Below are 26591 nucleotides of genomic sequence, written 5' to 3'. Positions count from 1 at the left end.
ATCCTTCATTTTATTAATCAATCAATTTTTTAATTAAGTAATCTAGATCCTCCTTTAAAACAATATATTCATTATTCTCGACATCCTTTGATTTATCTCTTAATTTCTTCATCAAAAATTGACCTTTTGATGCTTCATCCTCCCCTATAGTTAATGCCCATTTTGCCCCGCTCTTATCTGCACGCTTAAATTGTTTAGAGAAAGATGAGCCTGAGTAGTCCAATTCAATTTTCAAATTGGATGACCTTAACTGACAAGTAATTTCCAAAGCAAGTTGCGCAGCTTTTTCACCTCTATGAATGACATAAATATCTGGTGATTTGGATTCTAAAATTTTTTCTTCAGCAAGAATTATGAGCCTTTCCATCCCAATAGCCCATCCAATTGAGGGAGCCTGAGGACCTCCTAATTCACTTACTAGCCCATCGTAACGACCTCCACCACAGACAGTCGCTTGAGAGCCTAAGTGATCGCTTGTGATTTCAAAGGCTGTATGAGAATAATAATCAAGTCCCCTTACCAAATTATTGTTGATTTTGAATGGGATCTTTAGCTTATCGAGTAGATCCAGTAAAGAATCAAATCTAATTTTACTCTTTTTCGATAAAAAGTCATTTAAAGAAGGAGCTTCAAATAAAAGTTCTTTCGTGGAATTATTTTTACTATCTAATATTCTCAAAGGATTAACATTTATTCTTTTCTGGGAATCTTCATCCAATAAATCAAATCTCTGACTAAGCCAATTCTTTAACTCTTCTTTGAAAATATTTCGGTCTTCATTACTTCCAAGACTATTAATTTCTAAAGTCAAATCAACTAGACCAACGTCTTTTAAAAAGTCCCAAGCAATTGAAATAACCTCAGCGTCACTCATGACAGAAGACAATCCAACAAATTCAACTCCAATCTGATGGAACTGCCTTTGTCTTCCTGCTTGAGGTCGCTCGTATCGAAACATTGGACCTCTGTACCAAAGTCTTTGAGGCCCATTATTCAATAATCCATGTTGAACTATTGACCTCGCAACAGAGGCTGTTCCTTCAGGTCTCAAAGTGCAAGAACGACCACCTCTATCGTCAAAGCTGTACATTTCTTTGCCCACAACATCAGTATTTTCTCCAATTCCCCTTGAAAACAATTCTGTTTGCTCGATAATCGGTGTTCTAATTTCATTAATCCCAGCTCGACTAAAATGTTTTAGTGCAATTGATTCGACCTTTTGCCAACCCTGACTCTGAGCAGGCAAAAGATCTACCATTCCTCTTAAATTTTTGAAATTGGTCAAAGTAGCTTCAGCAAAATTATTTGTTGTTTGTTCAATAGTAATTGAATACCTAAACTATTAAATAATATTTAATAAGTGATTTTGCTAAACCAAATGGGTAAGACTTAATTTCGAAAGGGCTTTGAGTCTAATCCTCAAGTCGGGTAGCGCCTGAGTATTTAACCAACCAATAATTAACTCTTCTTCTCACATTAAAAGGCATTTCATTTTGGAGTTGAATTAACTCAATAGCTCCAAGTCGTTTTAGTTCTTTTGACTCAAGACTCCACATTTTTTCCGCTTCACAAATCAAACGAGCCCAACTTCTTGAATGCTGCCATTGCCTGAGACGCTTTTTTAATTCATTACCGTCAGTCTTACTTTTAACAAGACGAAACTGACCTACTATATTTTCCTTAGTGAAATATTTTCTCATAAATCAATCATGGAGAAAACTCTAAAAAAACTCATTTATCAATACATTAAACATATAGCAAAGATTTGAAATGAGTACTTTATGAAAAATCCGCTTCAATCATAAAAATCAACCACCTGTACGGGGAATTCTAATTTTTCCATATCCCTACGACTCATTTTTCTCGACCAAGCACCCTTAATTGCATCATTCCATCTAAAGCCAGCGTTTTTTGCTAGATGCCTTTTCTCATAGGAGATCTCAGCACGAAGCAAAACTTTTGGTTCTAGTGCTCTAATCAACAATTTTTCAAGTTCACCACATCTTTTGAAGACCTCTGCCAAATATATGCAATCTGTCAAAGCTCTGTGTGCATTCCAAACTGGTACACCATAAGCCAATGCAAGATCTCTTACTGATGGGCGAGCCTTCAATTGTCTATCAGCTGGCCAAGTTATATCATCCATAGAGCAAATCCATTTTTTTTCAATTTGAGGCAATTTTTTAAAACCAAACCATTTCATATCAAATTCTGCATTGTGAGCAACAACTACATCTGATACTTGAACTAAAGATTCGAAATATTTAATCGCTTCAGATACAGGTTGAGGCAATCTAGTAATTTCAGCAGGAATATTATTTATTTTTTCTGCTTTGTTGATTTCAACGGGTAAGAGGAAGGATTGCTGCGCTAACACAGATCTACTTTTGACATTAAAAAGGATCGAACCTACTTCAAGACAATCATCTTTTTCATTATCGAGGCCTGTGGTTTCTGTGTCCAAAATCAGGATATTTTCAAGTGAACTCTCTTTCTCTAAAATTCCAAGCCGTTCTTCGTTTAATTTCGAAGACTTTTTTTCTCCTAGATCTTTCTCTTTCTTATTGGCAATTTTTTTTGTTTTTCCATTTAGAAAGTCAAGCTGCTCACTCTCTTTCTGATGATTTTGCTCTTCTTTCACATTAAAATTAATTAGTCATGCTTCTATTATTATCCAAAAAGTAGAGTTGAATAAAAACTTAGCAGAACATTAAAAGAAAAAATACTTATATTTAATTTATAATCGTTGTCTATATTTCTTTAAAAAGTGATTACATCGATGAGAACAATTAGACGTATAAATAATATTTCATGTCATTGGCCATATAGGCCTGTTGGTCTTATAGAAATAATTGGAGGTAGCTATATTTCAATAAAGCCAGAAGTTACATATAAAAAACTTATTTCTGGTTTTTTGCAAAGAAATTTTGCAGTACATTTATGGAGCTATTTACCTAACTTCGACCATCAACTTCAATCGAATCAAGCCTGGAAACAATTCCGTAAAGTTCAAAAAGTTCTTGAGAGAAGAGTCGGCTTGATACCAAAATCAATAAGGTTGGGTCATAGTCTTGGTTGCAAATTACATTTACTAGCCCCTGATGGAGGGAGGAATTGCGATGGTTTAGTCGCTATAAGCTTTAATAATTTCAAGGCAGCTAAATCTATCCCTATGCTTAGGGAAGTATCACAAAGGATAAATTTCCAGACTGAATTCAGTCCAAGTCCTGCCGAGACATTCAATCTTATTAGAGAACACTATGAACAAAAAAATAATCTATTAATAAAATTCAAAAATGATAATCTAGATCAAAATAATTTATTACTTAAATTACTAAAGGATAGAAATTCAGATAAGTCTGAACTAATTCGACTTGAGGGTAATCATTTAACCCCAGTAAGCCTAGGTCTTAGAGAAAAGTTTCTAAAAACTAATTCCCAGAAATTTTCAAAATACGAAAAAATTAATTTCATAGTCGATCAAATAGCAAATTGGGAAATTTAATATTAACTTCTTAATTTGTCTAAAACTGATCTATCTTCAAGAGTACTTGTATCGCCGCTTATTTCATCTCCCGAAGCCAGTGCCCTCAAAATTCTGCGCATTATTTTTCCACTTCTTGTTTTAGGAAGAGAATCAGTGAATTTGATTTCATCAGGTTTGGCAATGGGTCCTATTTCGTTAACGACGTGCTTTTTTAATTGTGCATCAATATTTTTATTTCCTTCTACTCCTGTTTTCAACGTGACAAAGGCTACTATTGATTCCCCTTTTAAATCATCGGGTCTACCAACAACTGCAGCTTCTGAGACGAACTCATGACTAACCAAGGCTGATTCTATTTCCATTGTTCCAAGCCTGTGACCAGAGACATTTATAACATCATCAACTCGACCCATAACCCAAAAATAACCTTCTTCATCTTTACGAGCGCCATCTCCAGCAAAATATATATAGCTATTGTCTGAAGGCTTTAAATACTCCCAGTAACTCTCTCTGAATCTTTTTTCATCTCCATAAACATTTCTCATCATTCCAGGCCATGGTCTTTTAACTACTAAATATCCACCCTCATTATTAGCCACAGAATCCCCGTCTGAATTGACTACATCGGCTTCAATCCCAGGCAAAGGGAAAGTTGCTGATCCAGGCTTGGTTGAAGTCGCTCCGGGAAGAGGACTAATCATTACTCCACCAGTTTCTGTTTGCCACCATGTATCAACTATGGGGCACCTTCCTCCTCCTATGACATCTCTATACCAAATCCAAGCCTCAGGATTGATGGGTTCTCCAACAGTTCCTAAAAGTCTCAAACTTGATAAATCGTATTGATTAGGAATCTTTTCTCCCGCTTTCATAAAGGCTCTTATAGCGGTTGGAGCAGTATAAAATATCGAAATTTTATGCTTTTGAATTACATCCCAAAAAGCCCCTGGATTAGATGGCCTAGGAACTCCTTCATACATAACAGTAGTTGCTGCATTAGATAGTGGGCCATAAACGATATAACTATGTCCAGTTATCCATCCCACATCAGCTGTGCACCAATAAACATCATTTTCACGAATATCAAAAATCCATTTAAAGGTTAAATGAGCCCAAAGGTTATACCCAGCAGTTGTATGAACCACTCCCTTTGGCTTGCCTGTAGAACCTGAGGTATATAGAACAAACAAGCAATCTTCACTATTCATATGCTCAGGCAAACACTCTTCAGATTGACTATCTACAATTTCATGCCACCAATGATCTCTGACATCATCCATGACAATATTTTTTTTAGTGCGTTGAACAACAATTACTGATTCGACCTTTGGACAGAGACCACCTTCCAATGCTGAGTCAACAGCATCTTTAAGAGGAATTACCTTATCTTTTCTAAAGCCGCCATCAGCTGTAATTATTGCTTTTGCCTCTCCATTAATTAGTCGGTCTCTGAGTGCCTCAGAAGAAAAGCCTCCAAATACCACTGAATGTGGAGCTCCAATTCTCGCACAAGCAAGCATTGCAATTGCGGCTTCAGGCACCATAGGCATATACAAAGCCACAAGATCTCCTTTACCTATACCTATAGATTTGAGTGCATTAGCGGCTTTGCAAACTTCCTTGTGTAGCTGTTTATAAGTATATTTTCTTTGATCACCTGGCTCGCCCTCCCAAATCAATGCGACTTTGTCTGCTGTTGGAGTATTTAAATGGCGATCTAAGCAATTAAAAGAAATATTAATCTTGCCTCCATCGAACCATTTTGCGAATGGTGGTTTAGACCAATCGAGTACCTTATCAAAAGGTTTAAACCAATTTAATTCTTCTTTAGCCGCATCACCCCAAAACTTATTTGGATCTGATTTAGCCATCTGCGACATTTTTAAATACTGAGAAAAAGATGAGATTCTACTTTTACTGGCAAAGTCTTCAGAAGGAGGGAACAATCTCTGTTCCTGAAGAACAGACTCAATAGAGTTAGAATTGTCTGAATTCATGAAAGATAAAAACAACTTTTCATTTATTGCATTCAAGCTATTTCTGAGCAAAAGGCTTGGATAGTGAAACTCTTATTTAAAACAAATTCACAATGAAGAAAGATTGGAATTTTCCTAAAGCATTTTTATTTGATCTTGATGGAGTTTTAATTAATTCAGAACCCTTACATGGACAGGCATGGAAAGAAACCGCTGCGTTTTTTGATCTAAATCTAACTCAAAGCCAATTAAAACTCCTAAGAGGCCGAAGAAGAATTGATTGTGCGAATGAATTGCTTAAATTGATTCCCAAGAAAGTCAAAGTAGAAGATTTACTGAAACTACATAAACCCATTTCAAAGAAACTCATTCTTACAGCGCAAGCAATGCCTGGCGGAGAGAGTTTAGTCAAAAGGTGTTATGAACACAATATCCCAATGGCATTAGTGACAAGTAGCAGCAATGAATCTGTCAACATTAAAACTTCCCCACATAAATGGATGAATCTATTTTCTATAAGGGTTCTTGGTGATGACGAACAACTATACAAAGGGAAACCTGCTCCTGATCCATATCTTTTAGCTGCTGAAAAATTAAATATTGCGCCTCAAGAATGCTGGGCTATTGAAGATTCAATTTCCGGAGTATCTTCAGCACTTGGGGCAGGATGTTTTGTTTTCTTTTTAAAAGAAAAAAATAATGACCTTCCGAAACAAGAAATTTTTGAACAAAACAAAAATTTATGCGAAATAAATCATCTAAAAGAAATTGAGAAAATATTAAATGACTTTCTAATTAATAAAGCCTGCTAATAACGAATTCAGGCAATTCAAGCAATGCTTTTTTTGATGGTGATTCTGGCAACCAAGAAATTGAATCTTTAGACTCCGAAGCAAATTTCTCTGCTAATTCTCTTGATTTCCTAATCGCACTTGAATCTCTTACTAGAGAAAGAGCCTTATCAAGATCATCTTTTTGGGAGAATTTAGCATTAATAAGTTCGCCAAGAGTTGGATTTTCCTCCAAAGCATAGAAAACAGGCGCAGTAAGGTAGCCACTTTGCAGATCACTTGCCGCTGGTTTCCCTAGCTGTTCATCATTACCTGTAAAATCGAGAATATCATCAACGACTTGAAAAGCTAAACCTAATTGTCTTCCATAGAAATAGAGCGAATCTAAGCTCTTCTGATCTACATCGGATAAAACACCAATCGCCCTTGAGCTATTAGCAATAAGGGAAGCAGTTTTACAATAACTTTTCTCTAAATAACCCTCAAATGATTGACTAGAGTCAAATCTATTTAGGCCCTGTTTTATTTCTCCTTCAGCTAGATCCATAATTACCCTGCTTAACAATTTAACAACATCTAAATTCTCAAGATTTGCTAAATGCCAACTCGCTTGTGCAAACAGAAAATCCCCTGCAAGTACAGCTATCCTTGGATCAAATCGGCTATGCACGGTTTCAACACCTCTTCGGATATCTGCTTCATCAACAACGTCATCATGCACAAGGGAAGCGGTATGAATCATCTCCGTGATTTGGGCTAATTTTCTATGCTTCAAAGGAAGATCCTTTTCAGAAGTCAAGGCTCTAGAGATCAATAGGACAATTCCAGGTCTTAAACGTTTTCCCCCTGCGCTGAAAAGGTGTTCTGCAGCCGCCTGCAAAATAGGGTGTCCTGCACCTATAAGGCTGCGTAGATCCAAAAGCAAAGCTTCTAGATCAAGTTCTACAGGTTGAAGAATTTCCGTGGCTGTGGTCATAGAAGCGCTCTGCTTTTTGATATTAAGAGACACAACCCTTCTTCTGCAGTGAAACGAGATTAACTTCAGGAAACACGTTTAACCAATGCTTGGCTTTAAGAGGAAAATGCTTTTGATCGGAGGTCACATAAAACTTTGATTCAACTAAAAATTTTTTCTTTGAAAAATTACCTATTTTTGAATCCATAAACAACTTTAATCTCAAAGAAAGAGCTTCAGCAGGGTCTATCAATTTAACACTAGAAGGTAATATCTTAGTGAGTAACGGGGTTATTAGAGGATAATGACTACATCCAAGAATTAAAGTATCAATTTTCTGATTTAAGAGAGGTTGTAAATATCTAATTGCAACATTAGTAATACCATCTGAATTAATATTATCCATTTCAATCATTGGCACAAATTCCGGACATGGTTGTTCAATCACAAAAGTTTTTGGCTTATGTTTTAAAATCGCATTTGTATAAGCCTTTGTTCTTACCGTAGAAGGGGTAGCGATAACACCCACTCTTGATTCTTGGATAGTTGAGGCTGCAGAGCCAATCAAGTCAAAAACAGGAACATCTAAATTCTTCTTGAGCAAATCCAATGCTATTGCATTAGTTGTGTTGCAAGCAACCAAAAAAGCATCGATATTTTGCTGACTAAACCAAGACGATATTTCTTCAGCAATTTGTTTGATCTCATCAGTTGTCTTCAATCCATAAGGAAGTCTTGCCGTATCAGCCAAATATACAAATGAAGAATTTGGACATAATTGAATCACCTTTTTTAAAACCGTGAAGCCCCCAACACCACTATCGAATAATCCAAGACGCATACCTAATTCGAAACTTTGAGATAATTCAGTATCCCCTTCGCAATGGCAAAAGACATTTTATCTCTGTAAACTTTTTGACGTAACAAATCTGCATCATACATACCAGTAACAAATCCAATCTCTACTAAAGCTGCAGGCATAGAAGTTTTTCTAATCACATAAAAGCGAGATCTACGCACCCCCCTATCAGGGCTTTGTGGAGAAAAAATTAAAATCTGTTTTTGAATATTTTTTGCTAGAGAATAGCCTCTAAAACCAGAGTAATAATAAGTCTCTAGACCATTTACATCTTTCCGCCTTCCTCTTGTTGCGTTTGCATGAATACTTACAAAAGCATCTGCTTTTGAATTATTGGCTTTAGCAACTCTTGGTTGCAAATCTAATGTTCTCTCATAGTTCCTAGTGAGTAATGTTTTAACCCCTTTCTTTGAAAGTAATACTGAAACACTCTTCGAGACCTCTAAAACAATATCAGTCTCTCGTAACCCATTTATTCCAACAGCTCCAGGGTCTTTTCCACCATGACCTGGATCTAAAACAACTTTATACTTTCCATACGGAACATCAGGCAAGTAGGAAATATCTAAATCTTCATTCTTTATTACTTCATAAGTTCTCTTTATGGAATTTCTTAAGATATTTCCCTCTTCTATAGAACGGAAAGAATTACTTTCTAAACCAATTAATTTCAACTCCCAATTGTTTGGGGAAGTACCAATTAATTGTAATTTTGAGTGTTCTAATTCAACTGATGGTGTAAATTCTATAACAAGCCTTGTTTTACCCTTTGAAGGCTTACCTAGTCTGATTTCCTTAACTGATCCATTACCTTTAATAGTTCTAGGTCTGCTTAATTCTCCGGGAAAGTCAATCCATACTCTTTCACCTACATCTGTAGTTGATGATTGATAAAAAGCATCTAAGTTAGTTCCAGAAGAAGTTCTTAATTTCAGGCTTCCATTACTGGACAAAGCCCAAGCTGCAAGAGCACTAGCAGATCTTATGGGTAAAGGTATAAAAAGATTGGAACAAAAAACAAATCCTGTAAAAAATACTAATTTTGACTTTAAAGAGTGATCTTTAAACATCAAATAAAAAGCTCTGTTTTTCGATGTTTTAGGCTAGGCATCTGTCCTCTAATTCTCTCAACTCTTTTTTGGTCAGCAGATGCTATTGCAGCTCCCTGAACCACCCCTGCATCTGCAAGGACTGTCCCCCATGGATCAATGACCATCGCATGTCCATGACTTTGTCTTCTGCCATAATGGCGACCAGTTTGGGCTGGTGCAACAACATAAGCAGTATTTTCTATAGCTCTTGCTTGAAGTAATACTTGCCAGTGATCTTTACCAGTAAAAGCAGTAAAAGCAGCGGGAATCATTAATAAATCTGCACCCTTATTGACCAAATCTCGATATAGCTCTGGGAATCTTACGTCATAACAAATAGACAATCCTATTTTGCAAAGACCTGGAACATCTACAACAGGTGGAGATTGACCTCCAGACACAATTGTTTCAGATTCTCTGTATGTATTACCTTCAGGAAGATCAACGTCAAACAAATGAATCTTGTCATATCTAGCCAAGGATTGACCATCTTTTCCAAATAATTCTGCTCTGTTTAAAGTTCTTTCTCCATCACCGGCAGGGACAGGAAAACCACCTCCAAGCAAAACAACTTGATATCTTCTAGCCATTGTGACTAAAAAGCTATTACATTTTTCATAAATTGATGATGCAATTTTTAGTTTTTTGTGATCCTCACCCAAAAAAGCAAAGTTTTCAGGAAGCCCAACAAGATCGGCCCCACGCCTCGACGCTAACTCAATTTGTTCTTCTGCCGCATTGAGGTTTGCATCTATATCTGAGGTACTGGTTAGCTGTAGGGCCGCAGCCAAAAAATCTGACACTGAGTTAAAAAAAAATAATTTAAAAGTTAGTTTGAGCGAAGTACGCCCATCTCAGTCTGTTTTGGAATAACAGAAAGATTGTCCAAAGAAGCACAACAAGCGAAATCATCATCATGATTACCTATTCCTGCAAGTCTTTGTCCATGACTTGCAATACGTAAACATCCTTCAACATCACTCTCCCAAGTTTTCCACAATGCGATAGAGGCCATTAGTTCATCATTCAATACTTGTACGGACTCTAATTGATCGATTAAAAGAGAGGCTAAAGCTCCGGCGGCTAAGGAATCTTCAAGAGAGTAAGAGCCTTCCCATCCACTACCCACAATCCAAACTTCATTTGGATTGTCACTTTTCAATCTTTCAGCAATAGCTTTTCTGTTCGGAAGTGCCATTGTGTACAAACTTTTGGATTCCCTAACACGATGAAGTGATCTTGTTCCATTAGTAGTGCTCATAAAAACTCTTTTTCCTTTTACATTTTCAGTTGAAACTCCCAATGGAGAATTTCCCAAGTCAAACCCCTCTAATTTTTTTCCTCCTCTCTCGCCTACAAGAATTTTATCCTTTTCCGAGAAAGACTTTGCCTCATTTTTAAGTTCATCAACATCTGCAAATACTTGTACTGAATCAGCACCATTCTCTAGAGCCCATGCAATTGTTGTTGTTGCTCTGAGCACATCGATTACTACAGAAGATTCAGGGATAATTCCACTTGGCACATCTGCTGCTACAAAAAAATAAGAAAGTTTCATTTCCACGAACGCTGAGAACTTGCGTCACAGTAACTAGATAATTAGATTAATCGTGCAGACCTTCATGAAATTATTTCGTCAAGAACCTCTTACACGTGACATCAGAGATTTTCTCTCTCTTTTGGAAAGCAAAGGTCAATTAAAGAGAATAAGCAGTGAAGTTGATAGTGATTTGGAAATAGCGGCAATAAGTGATCGAGTCCTGGGGATGGGAGGACCTGCTCTTCTTTTTGAAAACGTAAAAGGTTCATCAATGCCTGTTGCTGTCAATCTACTTGGGACGATGGAGCGTGTTGTATGGAGTATGGGATTAGAAAAGCAAGAAGAATTGGAGGATTTAGGAAAAAAATTAGCACTTCTTCAACAGCCAAAGCCTCCAAAAGGATTTAAAGAAACCAAAGCTTTTGCCTCAGTTGCTTGGGATCTACTCAAAGCACGTCCTGATATTGATCTCTTACCACCATGTCATCAAAAAGTCATAGGTGAAAAAGATTTGGATCTAAATCATTTACCACTTTTACGACCATGGCCTGAGGATGCAGGAGGAGCTATTACATTGGGCCTGGTCATAACCAAAGATCCTGAGACAGGCGTCCCTAACGTTGGCGTTTACCGGCTCCAAAGACAATCAGGTAAGAGCATGACAGTTCATTGGTTAAGTGTAAGAGGAGGAGCCAGGCATCTTCGCAAAGCTGCTGCCATGAACAAGAAACTAGAAGTTGCAGTTGCTATTGGAGTACATCCACTTCTTGTTATGGCTGCAGCCACTCCAATTCCAGTGCAGCTTAGTGAATGGCTTTTTGCGGGTTTATATGCAGGAGAGGGTGTTCGATTAACGAAATGCAAAACCATCGATCTTCAGGTACCAAGTCACAGTGAGATAGTTTTAGAAGGATCAATATCTCCTGGAGAAGAAATGATAGATGGTCCTTTTGGGGACCATATGGGATTCTATGGAGGAGCTGAGTCTTCACCCTTAATAAGATTCCACTGCATGACCCAAAGAAAAAAACCAATATTTTTAACAACGTTCAGTGGTAGGCCTCCAAAAGAAGAGGCGATGCTGGCAATAGCCTTAAATCGAATTTATACACCAATACTTAAGCAACAAATCCCTGAAATTGTTGATTTCTTCCTCCCAATGGAAGCCTTGAGTTATAAATTAGCCGTTATCTCAATTGATAAGGCGTATCCAGGACAAGCTAAAAGAGCTGCAATGGCTTTTTGGAGTGCATTACCCCAATTCACTTATACAAAATTTGTCGTTGTTGTCGACTCAACTATTAATGTAAGAGATCCTAGACAAGTTGTTTGGGTCTTATCCAGTCAGGTGGATCCTCAAAGAGATTTATTCATTCTCGAAAATACTCCTTTTGATTCCCTTGACTTCGCAAGTGAGAACATTGGCCTAGGAGGAAGATTAGCAATTGATGCAACGACAAAGATTGGGCCAGAAAAAAATCATGAGTGGGGCAAACCATTAACAAGACCGAAAGAACTTGAAGACAAAGTTGATGAAAGATGGGCGGAGCTAGGATTATCCGAGATAGAAAACACCCAACCCAGTCCTGAATTATTTGGTTACGTCATCGATGAACTAATGCGTCAAAAACAAATAAACAATTCATAAACAGGAAATTAAGCATATCGATAAATAAAATAAAGAATATTGATAATTTTTTAATTGAAAGTTCCCACGAAAGATCAGTCTTCAAGAAATCTTCAGAGAGGAGGGGAACTCTTTGGGAAAGTAAAAGTGCCTGGAGATAAATCCATATCACATCGTGCTCTTTTATTTGGTGCTATTGCTAAAGGGAAAACAATAATTGAGGGCCTATTACCTGCAGAAGATCCCATCAGCACCGCTGAATGCTTGAGGTCAATGGGTGTAAATATTACTCAAATTAAAAAAGGAGAAATTGTTGAAGTCAATGGTGTTGGATTAAATGGTTTTAAAGAACCACAAGATATTTTGAATTGTGGAAACTCAGGAACAACCATGAGATTAATAATGGGATTATTAGCTGGCCAAGAAAATCATCATTTCATTCTTACAGGAGATAAATCGCTCCGAAACAGGCCAATGAAAAGGGTAGGACAACCGTTAAAAATGATGGGAGCCAATATTTCTGGAAGACGTGGTGGAGACCTCGCTCCTCTATCAATTATTGGAAGGAAATTAAGAGGTGCCGTAATTGGCACTCCAGTAGCAAGTGCTCAGATAAAATCTGCAATCCTACTTGCTGCTCTTAATGCAGAAGGTTCAACTACTGTTATTGAACCTGCCAGATCAAGAGATCATAGCGAAAGAATGTTAAAAGCCTTTGGAGCCAATCTAGAAGTAGGTGGTGAAATGGGTAGACATATAACTGTTTTTCCGGGGAAAGATCTAAAAGGTCAATCAATTATAGTTCCAGGTGATATTAGCTCTGCCGCGTTTTGGCTGGTTGCAGCTAGCATCGTACCCGGATCAGAATTAGTCATTGAAAATGTTGGTCTAAATCCAACAAGAACTGGAATACTTGACGTATTAGAAACAATGGGAGCAAATATCAATGTAATAAACAAAAGAGATGTTGCCGGTGAACCTGTAGGAGACATTGAAGTTTACTATAAAGAAAACTTGAAACCATTTAAAATTGATGGAGAGATAATGCCTCGACTAGTAGACGAAATACCTATATTATCTGTAGCAGCATGTTTTTGTAACGGTATTAGTCAAATCAAAGGAGCAAGTGAATTGAGAGTCAAAGAGACTGATCGTTTAGCAGTAATGGCCGGGCAATTACAAAGAATGGGAGCAAAAATAGATGAACATCAAGACGGGCTTACTATTTATGGAGGGAATAATTTAAAAGGGTGCGAGCTTGATAGCGAAGATGATCACCGTATTGCCATGAGTCTAGCTATTGCATCGATAATGGCTAATTCTAATTCGACATTAAGACGTAGTGACGCTGCAGCAATCTCATACCCTGATTTTTGGAATGATCTTATGAGACTTCAACAAAAAAATTAGCATTTCTTAGAATTGAATGATTTTAAATTACATACGACAAAAGATGGTAGTTTAAGTCTTTATAGCTTGAACTATGAAGAAGGGTTTCATGATAAAGACGGAGCGCTGAGAGAGTCAATCGCCAAATATTTATTACCATCTCAATTAGAAAATTTTTCCACCACAAAAAAGATAGTTGTTTTAGATGTTTGCTTGGGATTGGGGTATAACACTGGATGTATTCTCGAAAAATTATTTCAAAGTAACATACAGACTGAATGGCATGGGCTCGAGATTGATCAAAGGCCTCTAAGTCTTGCTCTTAATGAAAAAAAATTTCAGAGAATTTGGTCTCCAAAAGTATTGCATTTTTTTAATTGCCTAAAAAAATCAGGTAAATGGACTGACGGTTCTAGCGAAGGACGTATTCATTGGGGAGATGCAAGACAAAAGATTTATGAAATACGAGATTCTTTAAGGTTTGATTTAATTCTTCTTGATCCTTTTTCTCCACAAAAATGTCCCGAGCTATGGAGTGAGGAATTCATCTCTTTATTAACCCAAAGGTTATCTGCAAAAGGACGCTTGATCACATATTCAACTGCTGCCTCCATTAGAGCGAGCTTCATAAGAGCTGGTTTAAAAATCTATTCAATAGCTCCCTCAATCGATGACAAACACAAATGGAGCTCAGGGACAGTTGCTATGAAAAGGAAAATAGAACAACATAATATTTCAGGAAATTTTCAGTTTAAAGACTTAAGTAATAGGGAAATAGAACACCTTGCCACTCGTTCGTCAATTCCTTATAGAGATCCAACAGGGAAAGGAAGCTGTAAAGAAATTATTTCAACAAGAGAAATAGAACAATCTAAAAGTCAATTAACAAGCACTTCCTTATGGAGAAAACGGTGGAATACTGCGCAATAGTTATAAAGCGATTAGATTTCTTCAAAAAAGGAGTCTAATGCTTGCCATCGCAATTTTAGCGGCTGGGAAAGGTACGCGAATGAAAAGTAATCTGCCTAAAGTTCTTCACCCTTTAGCTGGGAAATCACTTATTGATAGGGTTTTGTCTTGCACTCAAGGGCTCAAGCCAAACCACAAGTTAGTAGTTGTAGGACATCAGGCTAACTTAGTGGAGGACTCCTTAAAAAATCATAAGGAGTTAGATTTTGTTCTGCAGCAACCTCAAAATGGTACTGGACACGCGATCCAACAATTAAGACCTAGTTTAGAAGGATTTAATGGAGAACTTTTAGTATTGAATGGCGATGTTCCACTGCTAAAAGAAAAAACTCTAAGTTCTCTCTTAAAATTTCACAAAGAGTCTAATGCGAGTGTAACTTTTTTATCTGCAAATTTAGACTCTCCAAAAGGATATGGGCGAGTGTTCACAGATGAGTCTGGACTGGTGAAACGAATCATCGAAGAGAGAGATTGCACTAATGAACAGCGAAAAAATAAATTAATAAATGCGGGTATTTATTGTTTTAATTGGCGGGAATTATTAGATGTTTTAAACTCATTATCTAACAAAAACAGTCAAAATGAAATATACCTGACTGACACAATAAGTTTACTGAAAAAAGCATTGCATTTTGAGGTAGATAATCCATTTGAAATCAAGGGGATTAATGATAGAATTCAATTATCTGAATGCGAACACTTCATCCAAAAAAAACTTAAATCCTCATGGATGAGAAAAGGAGTTACATTCATTGATCCTATTAGCTGTTCGCTGAGCGAGGATACGACCTTTGGTACAGACGTAATTATTGAGCCACAAACACATCTTCGTGGTAAATGTAATATTGGCGATGGATGTCATTTAGGACCAGGTAGTGTCATAACAAATTCAACACTTGCGCAAAATGTTTTAGCCATTCACTCATGCATCAATGAAGCCAAGATTGGGAACAATACATCTATAGGTCCTTTCGCTAACATAAGGCCAGAATCAAAAATAAGTGATAATTCTAAAATAGGGAACTTTGTAGAAATAAAAAAAAGTTTGATTGGTGAAGGAACAAAAATCAATCATTTAAGCTATTTAGGTGATTCAGCTCTTGGAAAGAATATTAATATTGGAGCAGGGACTATTACAGCTAATTTTGATGGCAAGAATAAACATAAAACAATTATTGATGATTATTCAAAAACCGGTGCTAATTCAGTCCTAGTTGCACCAATCAAGATAGGATCACACGTAACCATAGGTGCAGGATCAACCATAAGCAAAGATGTTCCTGATAAAAGCTTAGTCGTTGAAAGGTCAAAAGCAATTATTAGAACTAAGCCTAATTAACCACAACAACTACATTATTGATGTAAAAATGGTAATACTTTTTCCAATTCTAACTTACGACTACCTTTAATTAAAATATTGTCTCCCGGTAAAAGCCACGATAATAGTGAGTTAGCGGCATCTCTTGGCGTTCTAACAACACTATGATTTGGTAATTCTTTGATTGTATTTTCTATCATAGTAGTTTCCTCATCACAAGAGACAAAAACAATTCCCGTAAGACCTAATTCAATAGCTCTTTTAAGAACTTTCTGATGAAGTAAAGCACTCTCAGAGCCCAGTTCAAGCATCGTACCCAAAACTGCAAAATGTCTACCAGGCTTGCTTACTAATAACTCTAAAGAAGCCAGAACAGATTCAGGAGATGCATTATAAGTCTCATCTAAAACTAAATATTGACCACAATCAACCAAGCTATTTCTTCCCATGGGCATATTTAATTTTAATTGATCAAGATTCTTTATCGATAGCCCTAATTCTCTTGCAACGGTCAATGCCATAAAAAAATTCATAGCATTGTGTCTTCCTTCAAGGGGCAATTTAAATTTACTTCCTTCAAAAAGCATGAAATTATTTTGCATATCCACTTGAGCAATATAATCTGGCTCAATATCTTGAACATGTAAATAATCATCATTACTATCCAACCAATTCAGAGAAAAGCCCTCTATTGCTAATCGAACAATACGTCCTGACCATTTTTCTAATAAAGATTTTTCTAAAAGTTTGTCACCGAAAGGAATAATCACAACGCCATCAGGACTTAGGCTTGAAGTGATTTCCGACTTCGCTTTTGCAATATTTTCTCTACTTCCAAGAATACCAATATGAGCTTGTCCTATATTTGTAATTACAGCAATATCAGGTTCAGAAGCACGAGACAGACGTTGAATTTGACCGAAACCACGCATACCCATTTCAAGAACAAATGCAGCATCTGTTGCAGAACCTCTAAGCAGTGTTTTTGGAACGCCTACATCATTATTTTCATTTCCTCTGCTTGAAACAATGTCACCAAGAGGAGACAGTATTGCCCTAATCAATTCTCTTGTAGTTGTTTTACCAACAGAACCAGTAACAGCAACTACAGGAAGATTTAAATTCCTTCGATGCAGCAATGCAATCTGTTGATAGGCGTACAGAGTATCTGGGACTACCCAGTGAGGCAGGTCATTTGGAATCAAACCATGAAATTGTTCTGAAACTACAGCTCCCTGTATACCAATATCAAAAGCCATATCTAAGTAATCATGGCCATCAAATGAAGTCCCTACTAAAGGGACAAAGAAATCACCTTTTTCAGTTGTCCTCGAATCAGTAGATATACGACCAACTGGCAAATCAAGATCTGTTTCTTTTTGATTAGCTGGCATCCCCCATAGTTCTGTTAAGTCCTTAAAAGTAATATGCATGCAAATATGAACAGAAGAAAAATAATCTAAATCCTCAAAATTACTATAATTTTATTTTTTTTCCTTTTCTTGAAGGATCAGCTTCTTGGCCATAAGAAAACTTTTCAACCTCTGCTGCATCTGGAGAAGGCTCCTTAATTCCACAAACATCTTTATACATTAATTCATATTCTTTCGCCGATCTATCCCAACTATATTTATTTGACATTGCTCTAACTTGTAACTCCTTCCAACTTTTTTGATGCCTATATGCTTCCCAGGAACGAACTAATGCCGTATAGAAGTCAATTGGTTCATACCTATCAAAGCAAAATCCGGAACCTGTTTCGTTCATCGGATTGTAAGGCTCTACTGTATCAACCAAACCACCTACTTTTCTAACGATCGGAATAGCACCATAACGCATAGCTAACAATTGACTAATTCCACACGGCTCAAAACGACTAGGCATTAGGAATGCATCAGCGCCTCCATAAATTAGCCGTGATAATGCATCATCATAAGTAAGAAAAACAGAAAAACGACCGGGATACTCAATTGCAAGTTGCCACAAAGCTGATTCTAAATATCGATCACCTGTGCCAAGAACAACGACCTGAGAGTCAGTATAAGAAAGAAGCCTATTAGCCACCTGTAGTAAAAGGTCAATACCTTTTTGATCAACAAGTCTGCCAACCATTCCCATAAGATATTTATCTGGGTTCACTTCGAGTCCCATTCTTTCTTGAAGGACTTTTTTATTAATTGCTCTACCAGAAAGATTATCTACACTAAATTTAGCTGGGAGTGAATTATCCGTTTCTGGATTCCACTCATCTAAATCAACTCCGTTTAATATTCCACGTAATTTTCCAGAAATATAATTTAAAAGTCCCTCTAATTTTTCTCCATATTCAGATGTTCTTATTTCCCTTGAATAAGTTGGAGAAACCGCATTCACCCTATCGGCATACAACATGGCTGATGCCATGGTGTGGTCACCATGCATATACCAAGGGCACCAAGTTATCTGATCAAGTTTCCATCTCCATGGTCCTTGATACTTGAGATTATGAATAGTAAATACCGTGCTGATTTCAGGGTCTTGATGCATCCAAACTGGAATCATTCCAGTATGCCAATCATGGCAATGGAGGACTTGTGGTTTCCATGAATTCCAAGAAAATTCGGATACTGCACTGGCAAAAAAAGTAAATCTCCAATCTTCATCTTCTCCTCCGTAAATACGCTCAGAATCAAAACATGGGTGTCCAACTAAATAAATTGGCAACCCATTAGAGGGATGACTTGTTTCAAAAACAGCGAAGTCAACACCCATTGTGTTGGCCCGAAAAATAGGTTCTGGGGCAATATCCATCAAAGCCCATAGTTTTCCATACCCTGGGATTATTAATCGAACATCATGTCCAAGTTTTTTAAGCGCAGGAGGCAATGAACCAACAACATCACCCATACCTCCAACCTTTATCATTGGAGCGCATTCAGCAGCAGCAAAAAGTATTCGCATTTAATTCATGAAAAAAGAAAGATTTATCCTTTGGATAAACCAAATAAAATCATGGAAGCCATTTTGATTCGGAGAAATCAGGATCCCTCTTCTCCATAAAAGCATTTCTACCCTCCTTTGACTCATCAGTAGTATAAAAAAGATGTGTTGCCTGGCCAGCAAGCTCTTGGATACCTGCTAATCCATCAGTATCAGCATTAAAAGAAAATTTCAAACACTTTATAGCGGTTGGACTGTTTTGAAGTATTTCTCTAGCCCATTTAACCCCTTCTGACTCGAGTAAATTAATTGGCGAAATGGAATTTATCAACCCCATATCTAATGCTTCCTTCGCCCCATATTTCCTACATAGAAACCAAATTTCTCTAGCCTTCTTTTGACCTACAACCCTTGCTAAGTAACTTGAACCAAACCCTGCGTCAAAGCTTCCAACTCTAGGTCCTGTTTGGCCGAATATTGCATTATCTGCAGCCAAACTCAAGTCACAAATCAAATGTAAAACATGTCCCCCCCCGATTGCGAAGCCAGGAACAAGCGCAATAACTACTTTAGGAAGGCTCCTAATTATACGTTGCAAATCAAGAACATTTAAACGCGGGATTCCATCATCGCCGAGGTACCCTCCACTTCCGCGTATAGCCTGATCTCCGCCAGAACAAAAAGCAAACTTTCCATCTTTGGAAGGCCCTGCCCCTGTGAATAAAACCACTCCTATTTTTGGATCTTCTCTTATTCTTATAAATGCTTCACAAAGTTCTGAAATTGTTTGAGGTCGAAAAGCATTTCTTTTGTCAGGACGATTTATCGCAACGCGAGCAATTCCCTCAGGACTAATGTCTAACAGGATATCTTTATATTCACCAACAGCTTTCCATGAGGTAATAATTTCACCAGGGAGAACTCTTCTAGAGATAGAGATATTTTTAGGGGTAGCAGGTTCTAAAGTCATTGTTTGAATAAAAATAGTCAAAAATTGATAATTTCAGATAATGTTTTTTTTAGATCATCTCGTAAACTTACTCTCAATTTATGGTCTTCAACAGAGTTAGTACAAACTCTTATTAATACATTTGTTGACAAAGAAAAACTCCATTCAATTGCTTGTTCTAAATCATCCAAGCAAGCAACTTGTTTATATTTCAATCCATAGGCTTTAGCAAGTGTAAGATGACAAACTTGCTGAGGCATAAGAAAAATTTCTTCAAAATCTCCTTCTTGAATTTTTTCTATATTTAGTTGATTAAATATTCCTCCACCACCATTATCAATCATGATTACGATTAAACTAATATTCTTATCCCTTGAGAACAACCAACCATTTGTATCATGAAGAAGTGCTAAATCGCCTGTTACCAATACCATTCTTCCCATTATTATCGATAATCCCATACCCATTGAGAGTGTCCCATCAATTCCTGATGCCCCTCTAAATCCAAAGCACCTTCTCAGGAAAGCCCCTTCTCCCGAATAACTTAACCAATCTCTTATGGGACTACTTGAAGCAAGCATCACGGGTATAGAAGTTGGCAACAAGCGAGGCAGTAATCTCGCCAATGCTGGTTCAGTAATTAACCCATTCCTGAATAACCTTTTATCAAGCCAATCATGAATGAATAAATCATATTTTATAAGCTCTTTAGTAAACTTTTGGCTAACATTTTTTTTATCTATTGGTGACTTTGTCTGAATACTCTGAAGTAATTTATCAACCCAATAAGAAAAACCTTCACTAAATTGAGTTGATACACCTATTGGATCAAGGTTTCGAGAATCTCCCTCAGTAATGAGTAGTTGAACTTTTCCAGGTTTTTCAAGCCAAGTTTGTAATTGTCTACTTGGTGGTATTGGACCCAAGCGTAAAACTTGAATATCTTTAATTTTTTCACATAAACCTGTTGAGAAAAAAAGATCCCAGTGATTTATTAAGCCCTCTTGATCATTTTCAACACCAGAAAGCGGGTCAGCAAGAATTGGCCATCCAGTTAATTTTTGCCATTTCTTTAGTGCGCACCTAAAGGAAACAAGTTGTTCTTCTTTACCTCTCCATGGTCCAATAATAATTATTCCCAAAGAAAACGGGTCTAAAGTTGGTAATGCAAAAGAGGGAAATTTTTTAACATCCACTATCTTCTGTGAAGTAACTTTATCCTCTACAAATCCTTCAATAACCCATCCATCAAGAACTTTTTTCTGATCAATTTCGGACGGATGCAAAGGTTCTTCATAAGCAAGGTTAATGTGAACTGGGCCAGGCTTATTGGTAGACATTTTGAATGCATTTTCTATTAGAGAGTTAAGTCTTTGCCTAGAAATCAAATGTATTCCTTCTTTTGGAGATTCATCAAAATGTCTACAAACAGGTCTCAAAAAATCCTGTTGATTAACTGCTTGATTCGCTCCACATTCTTTTAAACGAAGAGGCCTATCTGCAGTCAAAAATAAAAGAGGATGACATGATCTATCTGCCTCAACAGCAGCCGGCAAAAGATTTGCAACAGCACTACCAGAAGTTGTAACAACAGCACTTACTTTTCCACTTGCGGCACTAATTCCCAAGGCAAGAAATGCCGCAGACCTTTCATCAACTGATGTTATGAGAGTCAATTCTTTTCTTTTAGAGAGACTTGCTGCTGCCAAGGCAAGAGGGCCTGATCTACTACCAGGGCAAAGGACAAAATACTTCACTCCCTTTGCTACAAGAGTTTTAAGGAGCTCTAAACTAATAAAAAAGTTGTAACGTGCTATTGAAATTGCCAAAAGAAAAGCTACTTAGATTTTTGTAAACTACTTTCCAACGAGAAACTAAAAACAAAAAAATTCATGACCTCAACAGGATCAAAAAAGGATAAGAACCAAAATAGTTGGAAAGGATTGTTAGTTTGGATATTAATTGCGTTTTTATTAAGATGGCAAGCAGTTGAACCTAGGTGGATCCCCTCTGGATCAATGATTCCAACCTTACAAATTCAGGACCGAATTTTGGTAGAAAAAATAACTCCAAGAATTAATCATAAACTGAATAAACATCTAAATTTAAATACTATTGTTATTTTTAAACCCCCGAAAATTCTTACGGAGACAGGATATAGTGATGGCTCAGCGCTTATAAAAAGAGTTGTTGGATTACCTGGTGACAAAATAGAAGTTACAAATGGAAAGCTCTATAGAAATGAAAAGGAAATCAATGAACCTTGGATTCAAGAACCTATCCAATATGAAATGAAGGCGATATACGTACCTAACTATTCACTTTGGGTGTTAGGAGACAACCGAAATAACAGTCTAGACTCACACATATGGGGAGCTCTCCCAGAAAAAAATCTCATAGGTACTGCACTCGCAAGGTACTGGCCATTAAAAAAAATAGGACCTATTCGGTTCCCATAACCTAAATTAAATTTTATCGGAGTACTTTTTGCGATAATGTGTAATTAATTGAAAAAGCTGGATGTTTAATCCTGAATTTTTAGCTACCGACAATAATGAGGGTCATGAGGCAAACGCTCTAATACAGTACTTACAAGATCAACCTGCAGACGTTCTTCAAAGAGTTGCTAAATCTGCCAGCCCTGAAATCCAAGAAATTATAAGACACAACGTTCAAGGCTTACTTGGAATGCTTCCTGGAGAGCAGTTTGAGGTAAAAGTAACTTCAAGCAAGGACAATTTGGCAAGTTTATTAGCTTCTGCCATGATGACTGGCTATTTCTTAAGACAAATGGAGCAAAGAAAACAGTTAGAGGAAACACTCTTATCAGACGAAGAGATGTCTGTTGACCCAGATACAGTTTAATCACTGAAATTTTTTAAGAGGGTCTTTAGGTACAACGCCTACTTTCAATAAAAATTGATCTAGCGAACTTAAGAATTCAAAATCTCCCTCATTATTAGCCCATTGATATTGATTAATTTTATTTTTCAACTCTTTTATTTCATTTCTTGAGAATCTAACTTTCCCACTGTAATGAGCAGATATCAACCATGAAATACCTTTTAAAGATTCAACTTTATTTAACCAAATCATAAAAGCTTTTTTTGCTCTAGGAAAAACCAGTCTTTCTATTACTGGAGCAATTTGTATTAAAGGAATGTTTTTCCCAACAAGTTTTTTTGCAGACAACTCCCAGCCTTTCTGCCAAGAAAAAGGATATATTCCAAAATGTGCCCTTTTGTTTCTTAAATTTCGCTTGAAAGAATTTCCAAAAATTTCTTTTATCTTGGGGATCTCCAATTTTTCAGGTCTTAGGTAAGAGGCAAAAAGGACCAAACGAAGCCATCCTTTTTTTCTTGCACTTGGCGTATCAATAAGCTCTTCAGAACCTTTCTCTCTTGAATGAAACAACAAAGGGGTAGGATCTAAATCAAAAAGCTTTGGAGGGGTCTCTTCAATACCTACAAGTGCATCAGTGACTAATAAAGATTTTGATGGCTTATGAAAGCAACAAATTTCTTGAAAACGTGCAAGTCCAATATCAATAGGGCCTAACGAAATCCATTCACAGTCATCAGCATAAGGGGATCCATCTGCTAATAAAATATTTGTTCTATCAGTTGGAATTCCCAGCCAATCAAAAGGAAGTTGAAAAGGAAAACTGAATTGTCCAGGACATACCCATAATTTTGCATTAGGAAAAGCTCTAGCTAAAGCTGGAAGACCAATTTTATGCTCTAAGCCCGAAGCAGTAGGTAATACAATTGTTTTTACAGGTCCTATTTTTTTTTCAAGCAAATCTATATCCCTTAGCAATTCTTTTGTAGGAGGAAGAGGATTAATTATCATCAATTCATTCTTTACCCTTACAACTAATAACCTCACGGGGACAGCAACATAATAAATACCCTGAAGTTGTTCAAAGCTCCAAATCTGGTTAGGAACTAATTCACGGAATAATGTTCTTTTTCTTCCGTAAGGATACAGCGGTAAAAGTGGCCACCAACTCCATTTTTGATCAGAAGAGATGTTATTCATAATTGTAAAAAATCAATCAGTATTAATTAAAGATTGGTTTTTAAATATTCCATATCTTGGAGCAAATAAGAACGCAATTAGAAAGATTAATGTTTGCACTAAAACAATAGATCCTCCTGTTTCAATATCTGACCAATAACTAATATAAACGCCTAAAACGCTTGAGAAAGAGCTGCTAATTACTGCTAATAAAGTCATCCTGTCAAAACGATCGGTCAACAAATATGCCGTTGCACCAGGAGTAATAAGCATTGCTACTACTAGAATAATACCAACAGTTTGCAATCCTACTACTGCGGATAAAGATAATAAAGTTAATAATAAATAATGAAGAATGCCTGTATTTATTCCTATAGAACGAGCGTGCTTAGCATCAAAACAATACAACATTAAATCTTTTCTAAAGATAAGCAAAATACTTATGACTATAAAGGAAATTATCAAAGTCTGATTAACATCTGAACGAGAAATCCCTAAAGGACTCCCAAAAAGAATCTGCATAAGGTCAATATTACTTTTTATTTTAGATACTAATACAATGCCTAATGCAAAAAAACCAGTAAAGACAAGACCTATCACTGTGTCTTCTTTAATCCTAGATTTCTGTTTAACAAATCCAATAAGAGCAACTGAACCCACACCAAAAACAAACGCACCTAAAGAGAAAGGAAGACCTAAGGCATACGCAACCACTACTCCTGGCATAACAGCATGAGAGACAGCATCACCCATTAAGGCCCAACCTTTTAAGGTCATGTAACAAGATAGGAGGCCGCAAACACCTCCAACTAGGGCACTGACCATTAACGCTCTTCTCATGAAGTCATGAGCTAGTGGATCCAAAAGCCAATTGGTTGGCGTGATGGATATCAAAAGTTCATTCATTTACAAAATCTTTATTCGACTGCGGACCTGATAAAGGATTTGGCGGCGTTCCTCCAAATGTTTTTTGAATGTTCTCCGATGTAAAGACTTCCGAGGTTTTTCCATACGCAAGTACTGTCTTATTTATTAGTACTACAAAATCACAAAAATCTCTGACGTGATTCAAATCATGAGTAGATATCAAAATAGTGTGTCCTTCTTGACGAAACTGAAGAAATAACTCAGCCATAAGCTTTTCAGTGGGTACATCAACTCCAGAGAAAGGCTCATCTAAAAGAAGTACTGATGCCCGTTGAGCAATTGCCCTTGCGAGAAAAGCTCTTTTGCGTTGTCCTCCAGATAAAGATCCAATTGGTCTATCCATAAGATCCAAAAGATCAACTCTTTCAAGAGCATGTAGAACTGCTCTTTTATCAGACTCTCGAGGTATTCGAAAAATATTCATCGAGCCATATCTCCCCATCATCACGACATCCCAAACACTTACAGGAAATGAATAATCTATTCCTTCGTTTTGTGGAACATAAGCAACTGTTTGCTCCTTCTGTGCTTGATTAACCTTGATTCCATTAATCCTTATTTTTCCCCTTGATGGCCTAATAAAACCCATAAGGGCTTTGAAGAAAGTTGATTTACCTGCGCCATTCATCCCCACAAGGCCACAAATTGATCCTGCTTTTAAGCTCAAACTTGCGTCATAAAGAGCAACTGTACCGTTGTAGTCAACGCAAACTTGTTCTGCCTCAATACGCATAAAATCCTTCTCGTTACTTTTAAAAATTGGATTCATTATTTTTTCTCACCGGATAGAGATAGACCCTCAGTAATCAATTCAACATTGTGCCTAAGTAAATCTACATAAGTTGGAGCAGGTCCATTTAAGTCTGAGAGGGAATCGACGTAGAAGGTACCTCCAAAAACAGCTCCACTTGATTTTGCAACTTCCATTTGTGCTTTTGAACTCACAGTACTCTCACAAAAAATTGTTGGAACCTTATTCTCTTTTATTTTTTTTATTAGCTTAACCATGCGTCTAGGGGTTACTTGACTTTCAGAATTAACGGGCCACAAATAGCCCTCCTCCATTCCGTAATCCCTGGCCAAATAAGTAAAGGCTCCTTCACATGTCACCAGAAATCTTCTCTCTTTAGGAATTAAGGATAAAGAATCTCTTAGCTCTTTATCAAGCGACTCAAGTTTAGATTTATAGGTTGTAGCGTTCGATTTATATTCGAGACCTCCGCTCGGATCGATCTTGGTAAAAGCATCCGCTATGTTATCTACATAAGTCATAGCTCTTTTGGGTGACATCCAAGCATGTGGATTTGGTTTCCCCGCATAAGCATCCTCTTCTATAAAAAATGGCTTCATTCCATCTGTTAATTTGACTTTAGGAATATCTCCCGCACTCATCATGAATTTCGAAATCCAAGCTTCAAGTCCTAAACCATTTTGAATAATCAGATTTGCTCCTTTCGTTTTAACAATATCACTGGGTGTAAATTGATAACTATGAATTTCTGCTCCTGGTTTTGTAATTGATTCAACTAAAATTCTATCCCCGGCGACATTTCTTGCGAGATCTGCCAAAATTGTAAAAGTAGTCAATACATAAGGCTTTTCGTAATTGGGTTTAGACGTTTTTTTATTCTCACATGCTGTCAAGAATAAAATATTGAAAGTAAGTAAGATAAAGAAACTGATAAACTTATTTTTCTTGTAAATCAAATCAGAAAAAGTCTTTATTTTTTTATCAATCATGTATTGAAAATTTGATAATATTTATATTTTTTCA

25 protein-coding genes are annotated in these 26591 nt (G+C 36.8%); 8 read left to right on the top strand and 17 right to left on the bottom strand.

Annotated elements, in window-relative coordinates; translation table 11 throughout:
• Positions 1-13: 13 nt before the first annotated feature.
• From hisS to AC6EI2_RS00300, 3 genes are all read right to left on the bottom strand, one after another.
• Entirely contained in the window at positions 14-1285 is a 1272-nt protein-coding gene (gene hisS / locus AC6EI2_RS00310) for a histidine--tRNA ligase (protein WP_498462456.1), read from the bottom strand.
• A 127-nt stretch (positions 1286-1412) separates the two neighbouring features.
• Positions 1413-1700: a hypothetical protein gene (locus AC6EI2_RS00305; RefSeq protein ID WP_498462455.1), complete on the bottom strand. Its 288-nt coding sequence runs from the start codon at positions 1698-1700 to the stop codon at positions 1413-1415.
• 95 nt (positions 1701-1795) lie between these two features.
• A complete protein-coding gene (locus tag AC6EI2_RS00300; RefSeq protein WP_498462454.1) occupies positions 1796-2641 on the bottom strand; it encodes a 3'-5' exonuclease in 846 nt (281 codons plus the stop codon).
• Between the two features lie 138 nt (positions 2642-2779).
• Here AC6EI2_RS00300 and AC6EI2_RS00295 point away from each other — a divergent pair, with 138 nt between their 5' ends.
• Positions 2780-3505 (top strand): DUF1350 family protein, encoded by a 726-nt coding sequence (locus AC6EI2_RS00295; protein WP_498462453.1) that lies wholly within the window; start codon positions 2780-2782, stop codon positions 3503-3505.
• Between the two features lie 2 nt (positions 3506-3507).
• Here the strand turns inward: AC6EI2_RS00295 and acs are convergent, their stop codons facing one another.
• Positions 3508-5484, bottom strand: a complete 1977-nt coding sequence (gene acs, locus AC6EI2_RS00290) for an acetate--CoA ligase (protein WP_498462452.1) — start codon at positions 5482-5484, stop codon at positions 3508-3510.
• A gap of 92 nt (positions 5485-5576) precedes the next feature.
• Between acs and AC6EI2_RS00285 the strand changes: the two genes are divergently transcribed.
• The gene (locus AC6EI2_RS00285) at positions 5577-6275 is read left to right on the top strand and encodes an HAD family hydrolase (protein WP_498462451.1); all 699 of its coding nucleotides are present in this window, start codon (positions 5577-5579) and stop codon (positions 6273-6275) included.
• Here AC6EI2_RS00285 and sds read toward each other — a convergent pair.
• From sds to AC6EI2_RS00260, 5 genes are read right to left on the bottom strand one after another with little or no spacing between them, the layout of a single operon-like run.
• Complete coding sequence (gene sds / locus AC6EI2_RS00280) at positions 6259-7230, bottom strand: solanesyl diphosphate synthase (RefSeq protein WP_498462450.1); 972 nt, start codon at positions 7228-7230, stop codon at positions 6259-6261. The genes AC6EI2_RS00285 and sds overlap by 17 nt on opposite strands.
• A 22-nt stretch (positions 7231-7252) precedes the next feature.
• Positions 7253-8050 carry a glutamate racemase gene (murI, locus tag AC6EI2_RS00275; RefSeq protein ID WP_498462449.1) on the bottom strand — a complete coding sequence of 266 codons (798 nt, stop codon included), beginning with the start codon at positions 8048-8050 and terminating at the stop codon, positions 7253-7255.
• 2 nt (positions 8051-8052) lie between these two features.
• On the bottom strand, positions 8053-9138 hold the full coding sequence (locus tag AC6EI2_RS00270) for an N-acetylmuramoyl-L-alanine amidase (RefSeq protein WP_498462448.1): 1086 nt from the start codon (positions 9136-9138) through the stop codon (positions 8053-8055).
• The gene (locus AC6EI2_RS00265; RefSeq protein WP_498462447.1) at positions 9138-9962 is read right to left on the bottom strand and encodes a carbon-nitrogen hydrolase family protein; all 825 of its coding nucleotides are present in this window, start codon (positions 9960-9962) and stop codon (positions 9138-9140) included. The genes AC6EI2_RS00270 and AC6EI2_RS00265 overlap by 1 nt, the downstream gene beginning before the upstream one ends.
• Before the next feature lie 26 nt (positions 9963-9988).
• On the bottom strand, positions 9989-10717 hold the full coding sequence (locus tag AC6EI2_RS00260) for a 2-phosphosulfolactate phosphatase family protein (protein WP_498462446.1): 729 nt from the start codon (positions 10715-10717) through the stop codon (positions 9989-9991).
• Positions 10718-10781: 64 nt separating this feature from the next.
• Between AC6EI2_RS00260 and AC6EI2_RS00255 the strand changes: the two genes are divergently transcribed.
• Genes AC6EI2_RS00255 through glmU form a run of 4 tightly spaced genes read left to right on the top strand, consistent with a single transcriptional unit; the run spans position 10782 to position 16023 of the window.
• On the top strand, positions 10782-12347 hold the full coding sequence (locus tag AC6EI2_RS00255; protein WP_498462445.1) for a UbiD family decarboxylase: 1566 nt from the start codon (positions 10782-10784) through the stop codon (positions 12345-12347).
• A gap of 54 nt (positions 12348-12401) precedes the next feature.
• Positions 12402-13736 (top strand): 3-phosphoshikimate 1-carboxyvinyltransferase, encoded by a 1335-nt coding sequence (aroA, locus tag AC6EI2_RS00250; protein WP_498462444.1) that lies wholly within the window; start codon positions 12402-12404, stop codon positions 13734-13736.
• Positions 13737-13748: 12 nt separating this feature from the next.
• Complete coding sequence (locus AC6EI2_RS00245) at positions 13749-14645, top strand: MnmC family methyltransferase (protein ID WP_498462443.1); 897 nt, start codon at positions 13749-13751, stop codon at positions 14643-14645.
• Positions 14646-14682: 37 nt separating this feature from the next.
• Complete coding sequence (glmU, locus tag AC6EI2_RS00240; protein ID WP_498462442.1) at positions 14683-16023, top strand: bifunctional UDP-N-acetylglucosamine diphosphorylase/glucosamine-1-phosphate N-acetyltransferase GlmU; 1341 nt, start codon at positions 14683-14685, stop codon at positions 16021-16023.
• 14 nt (positions 16024-16037) lie between these two features.
• Here glmU and AC6EI2_RS00235 read toward each other — a convergent pair whose 3' ends face one another.
• The 4 genes from AC6EI2_RS00235 to menD are packed head-to-tail and all read right to left on the bottom strand — an operon-like array spanning position 16038 to position 21699.
• The gene (locus AC6EI2_RS00235) at positions 16038-17435 is read right to left on the bottom strand and encodes a UDP-N-acetylmuramoyl-tripeptide--D-alanyl-D-alanine ligase (RefSeq protein WP_498462441.1); all 1398 of its coding nucleotides are present in this window, start codon (positions 17433-17435) and stop codon (positions 16038-16040) included.
• A gap of 43 nt (positions 17436-17478) precedes the next feature.
• Complete coding sequence (gene glgA, locus AC6EI2_RS00230) at positions 17479-18942, bottom strand: glycogen synthase GlgA (protein ID WP_498462440.1); 1464 nt, start codon at positions 18940-18942, stop codon at positions 17479-17481.
• Between the two features lie 49 nt (positions 18943-18991).
• Complete coding sequence (gene menB / locus AC6EI2_RS00225; RefSeq protein ID WP_498462439.1) at positions 18992-19891, bottom strand: 1,4-dihydroxy-2-naphthoyl-CoA synthase; 900 nt, start codon at positions 19889-19891, stop codon at positions 18992-18994.
• 17 nt (positions 19892-19908) lie between these two features.
• A complete protein-coding gene (gene menD / locus AC6EI2_RS00220) occupies positions 19909-21699 on the bottom strand; it encodes a 2-succinyl-5-enolpyruvyl-6-hydroxy-3-cyclohexene-1-carboxylic-acid synthase (protein ID WP_498462438.1) in 1791 nt (596 codons plus the stop codon).
• A gap of 63 nt (positions 21700-21762) precedes the next feature.
• On the opposite strand from menD, the gene lepB reads away from it, so the two are divergent.
• The gene (gene lepB / locus AC6EI2_RS00215) at positions 21763-22329 is read left to right on the top strand and encodes a signal peptidase I (RefSeq protein WP_498462437.1); all 567 of its coding nucleotides are present in this window, start codon (positions 21763-21765) and stop codon (positions 22327-22329) included.
• Between the two features lie 61 nt (positions 22330-22390).
• A complete protein-coding gene (locus AC6EI2_RS00210; protein WP_498462436.1) occupies positions 22391-22735 on the top strand; it encodes a DUF760 domain-containing protein in 345 nt (114 codons plus the stop codon).
• Here the strand turns inward: AC6EI2_RS00210 and AC6EI2_RS00205 are convergent, their stop codons facing one another.
• The 4 genes from AC6EI2_RS00205 to AC6EI2_RS00190 are packed head-to-tail and all read right to left on the bottom strand — an operon-like array spanning position 22736 to position 26557.
• Positions 22736-23911, bottom strand: a complete 1176-nt coding sequence (locus AC6EI2_RS00205) for a DUF4336 domain-containing protein (RefSeq protein WP_498462435.1) — start codon at positions 23909-23911, stop codon at positions 22736-22738.
• A 12-nt stretch (positions 23912-23923) separates the two neighbouring features.
• Positions 23924-24796 carry a metal ABC transporter permease gene (locus AC6EI2_RS00200; RefSeq protein ID WP_498462434.1) on the bottom strand — a complete coding sequence of 291 codons (873 nt, stop codon included), beginning with the start codon at positions 24794-24796 and terminating at the stop codon, positions 23924-23926.
• Positions 24789-25586 carry a metal ABC transporter ATP-binding protein gene (locus AC6EI2_RS00195; RefSeq protein WP_498462433.1) on the bottom strand — a complete coding sequence of 266 codons (798 nt, stop codon included), beginning with the start codon at positions 25584-25586 and terminating at the stop codon, positions 24789-24791. Before AC6EI2_RS00195 ends, AC6EI2_RS00200 begins: the two co-directional genes overlap by 8 nt.
• On the bottom strand, positions 25586-26557 hold the full coding sequence (locus AC6EI2_RS00190; RefSeq protein ID WP_498462432.1) for a metal ABC transporter substrate-binding protein: 972 nt from the start codon (positions 26555-26557) through the stop codon (positions 25586-25588). Before AC6EI2_RS00190 ends, AC6EI2_RS00195 begins: the two co-directional genes overlap by 1 nt.
• Between the last annotated feature and the right edge of the window lie 34 nt (positions 26558-26591).

The sequence above is a fragment of the Prochlorococcus sp. MIT2302 genome, assembly GCF_059772385.1.
The sequence above is the reverse complement of the archived record's forward strand: the minus strand, read 5'-3'. Positions and strand labels throughout refer to the sequence as shown.

Excerpts from the sequence above, each read along its gene's own strand:
- AC6EI2_RS00210 (WP_498462436.1), top strand. The coding sequence starts at position 22,391 with ATGTTTAATCCTGAATTTTTAGCTACCGACAATAATGAGGGTCATGAG.
- menB (WP_498462439.1), bottom strand. The coding sequence starts at position 19,891 with ATGACTTTAGAACCTGCTACCCCTAAAAATATCTCTATCTCTAGAAGA.
- AC6EI2_RS00295 (WP_498462453.1), top strand. The coding sequence starts at position 2,780 with ATGAGAACAATTAGACGTATAAATAATATTTCATGTCATTGGCCATAT.
- lepB (WP_498462437.1), top strand. The coding sequence starts at position 21,763 with ATGACCTCAACAGGATCAAAAAAGGATAAGAACCAAAATAGTTGGAAA.
- AC6EI2_RS00195 (WP_498462433.1), bottom strand. The coding sequence starts at position 25,586 with ATGAATCCAATTTTTAAAAGTAACGAGAAGGATTTTATGCGTATTGAG.
- AC6EI2_RS00305 (WP_498462455.1), bottom strand. The coding sequence starts at position 1,700 with ATGAGAAAATATTTCACTAAGGAAAATATAGTAGGTCAGTTTCGTCTT.
- sds (WP_498462450.1), bottom strand. The coding sequence starts at position 7,230 with ATGACCACAGCCACGGAAATTCTTCAACCTGTAGAACTTGATCTAGAA.
- AC6EI2_RS00255 (WP_498462445.1), top strand. The coding sequence starts at position 10,782 with ATGAAATTATTTCGTCAAGAACCTCTTACACGTGACATCAGAGATTTT.
- AC6EI2_RS00235 (WP_498462441.1), bottom strand. The coding sequence starts at position 17,435 with ATGCATATTACTTTTAAGGACTTAACAGAACTATGGGGGATGCCAGCT.
- AC6EI2_RS00190 (WP_498462432.1), bottom strand. The coding sequence starts at position 26,557 with ATGATTGATAAAAAAATAAAGACTTTTTCTGATTTGATTTACAAGAAA.
- AC6EI2_RS00200 (WP_498462434.1), bottom strand. The coding sequence starts at position 24,796 with ATGAATGAACTTTTGATATCCATCACGCCAACCAATTGGCTTTTGGAT.
- AC6EI2_RS00205 (WP_498462435.1), bottom strand. The coding sequence starts at position 23,911 with ATGAATAACATCTCTTCTGATCAAAAATGGAGTTGGTGGCCACTTTTA.
- glmU (WP_498462442.1), top strand. The coding sequence starts at position 14,683 with ATGCTTGCCATCGCAATTTTAGCGGCTGGGAAAGGTACGCGAATGAAA.
- glgA (WP_498462440.1), bottom strand. The coding sequence starts at position 18,942 with ATGCGAATACTTTTTGCTGCTGCTGAATGCGCTCCAATGATAAAGGTT.
- AC6EI2_RS00260 (WP_498462446.1), bottom strand. The coding sequence starts at position 10,717 with ATGAAACTTTCTTATTTTTTTGTAGCAGCAGATGTGCCAAGTGGAATT.
- AC6EI2_RS00285 (WP_498462451.1), top strand. The coding sequence starts at position 5,577 with ATGAAGAAAGATTGGAATTTTCCTAAAGCATTTTTATTTGATCTTGAT.
- acs (WP_498462452.1), bottom strand. The coding sequence starts at position 5,484 with ATGAATTCAGACAATTCTAACTCTATTGAGTCTGTTCTTCAGGAACAG.
- AC6EI2_RS00270 (WP_498462448.1), bottom strand. The coding sequence starts at position 9,138 with ATGTTTAAAGATCACTCTTTAAAGTCAAAATTAGTATTTTTTACAGGA.
- murI (WP_498462449.1), bottom strand. The coding sequence starts at position 8,050 with ATGCGTCTTGGATTATTCGATAGTGGTGTTGGGGGCTTCACGGTTTTA.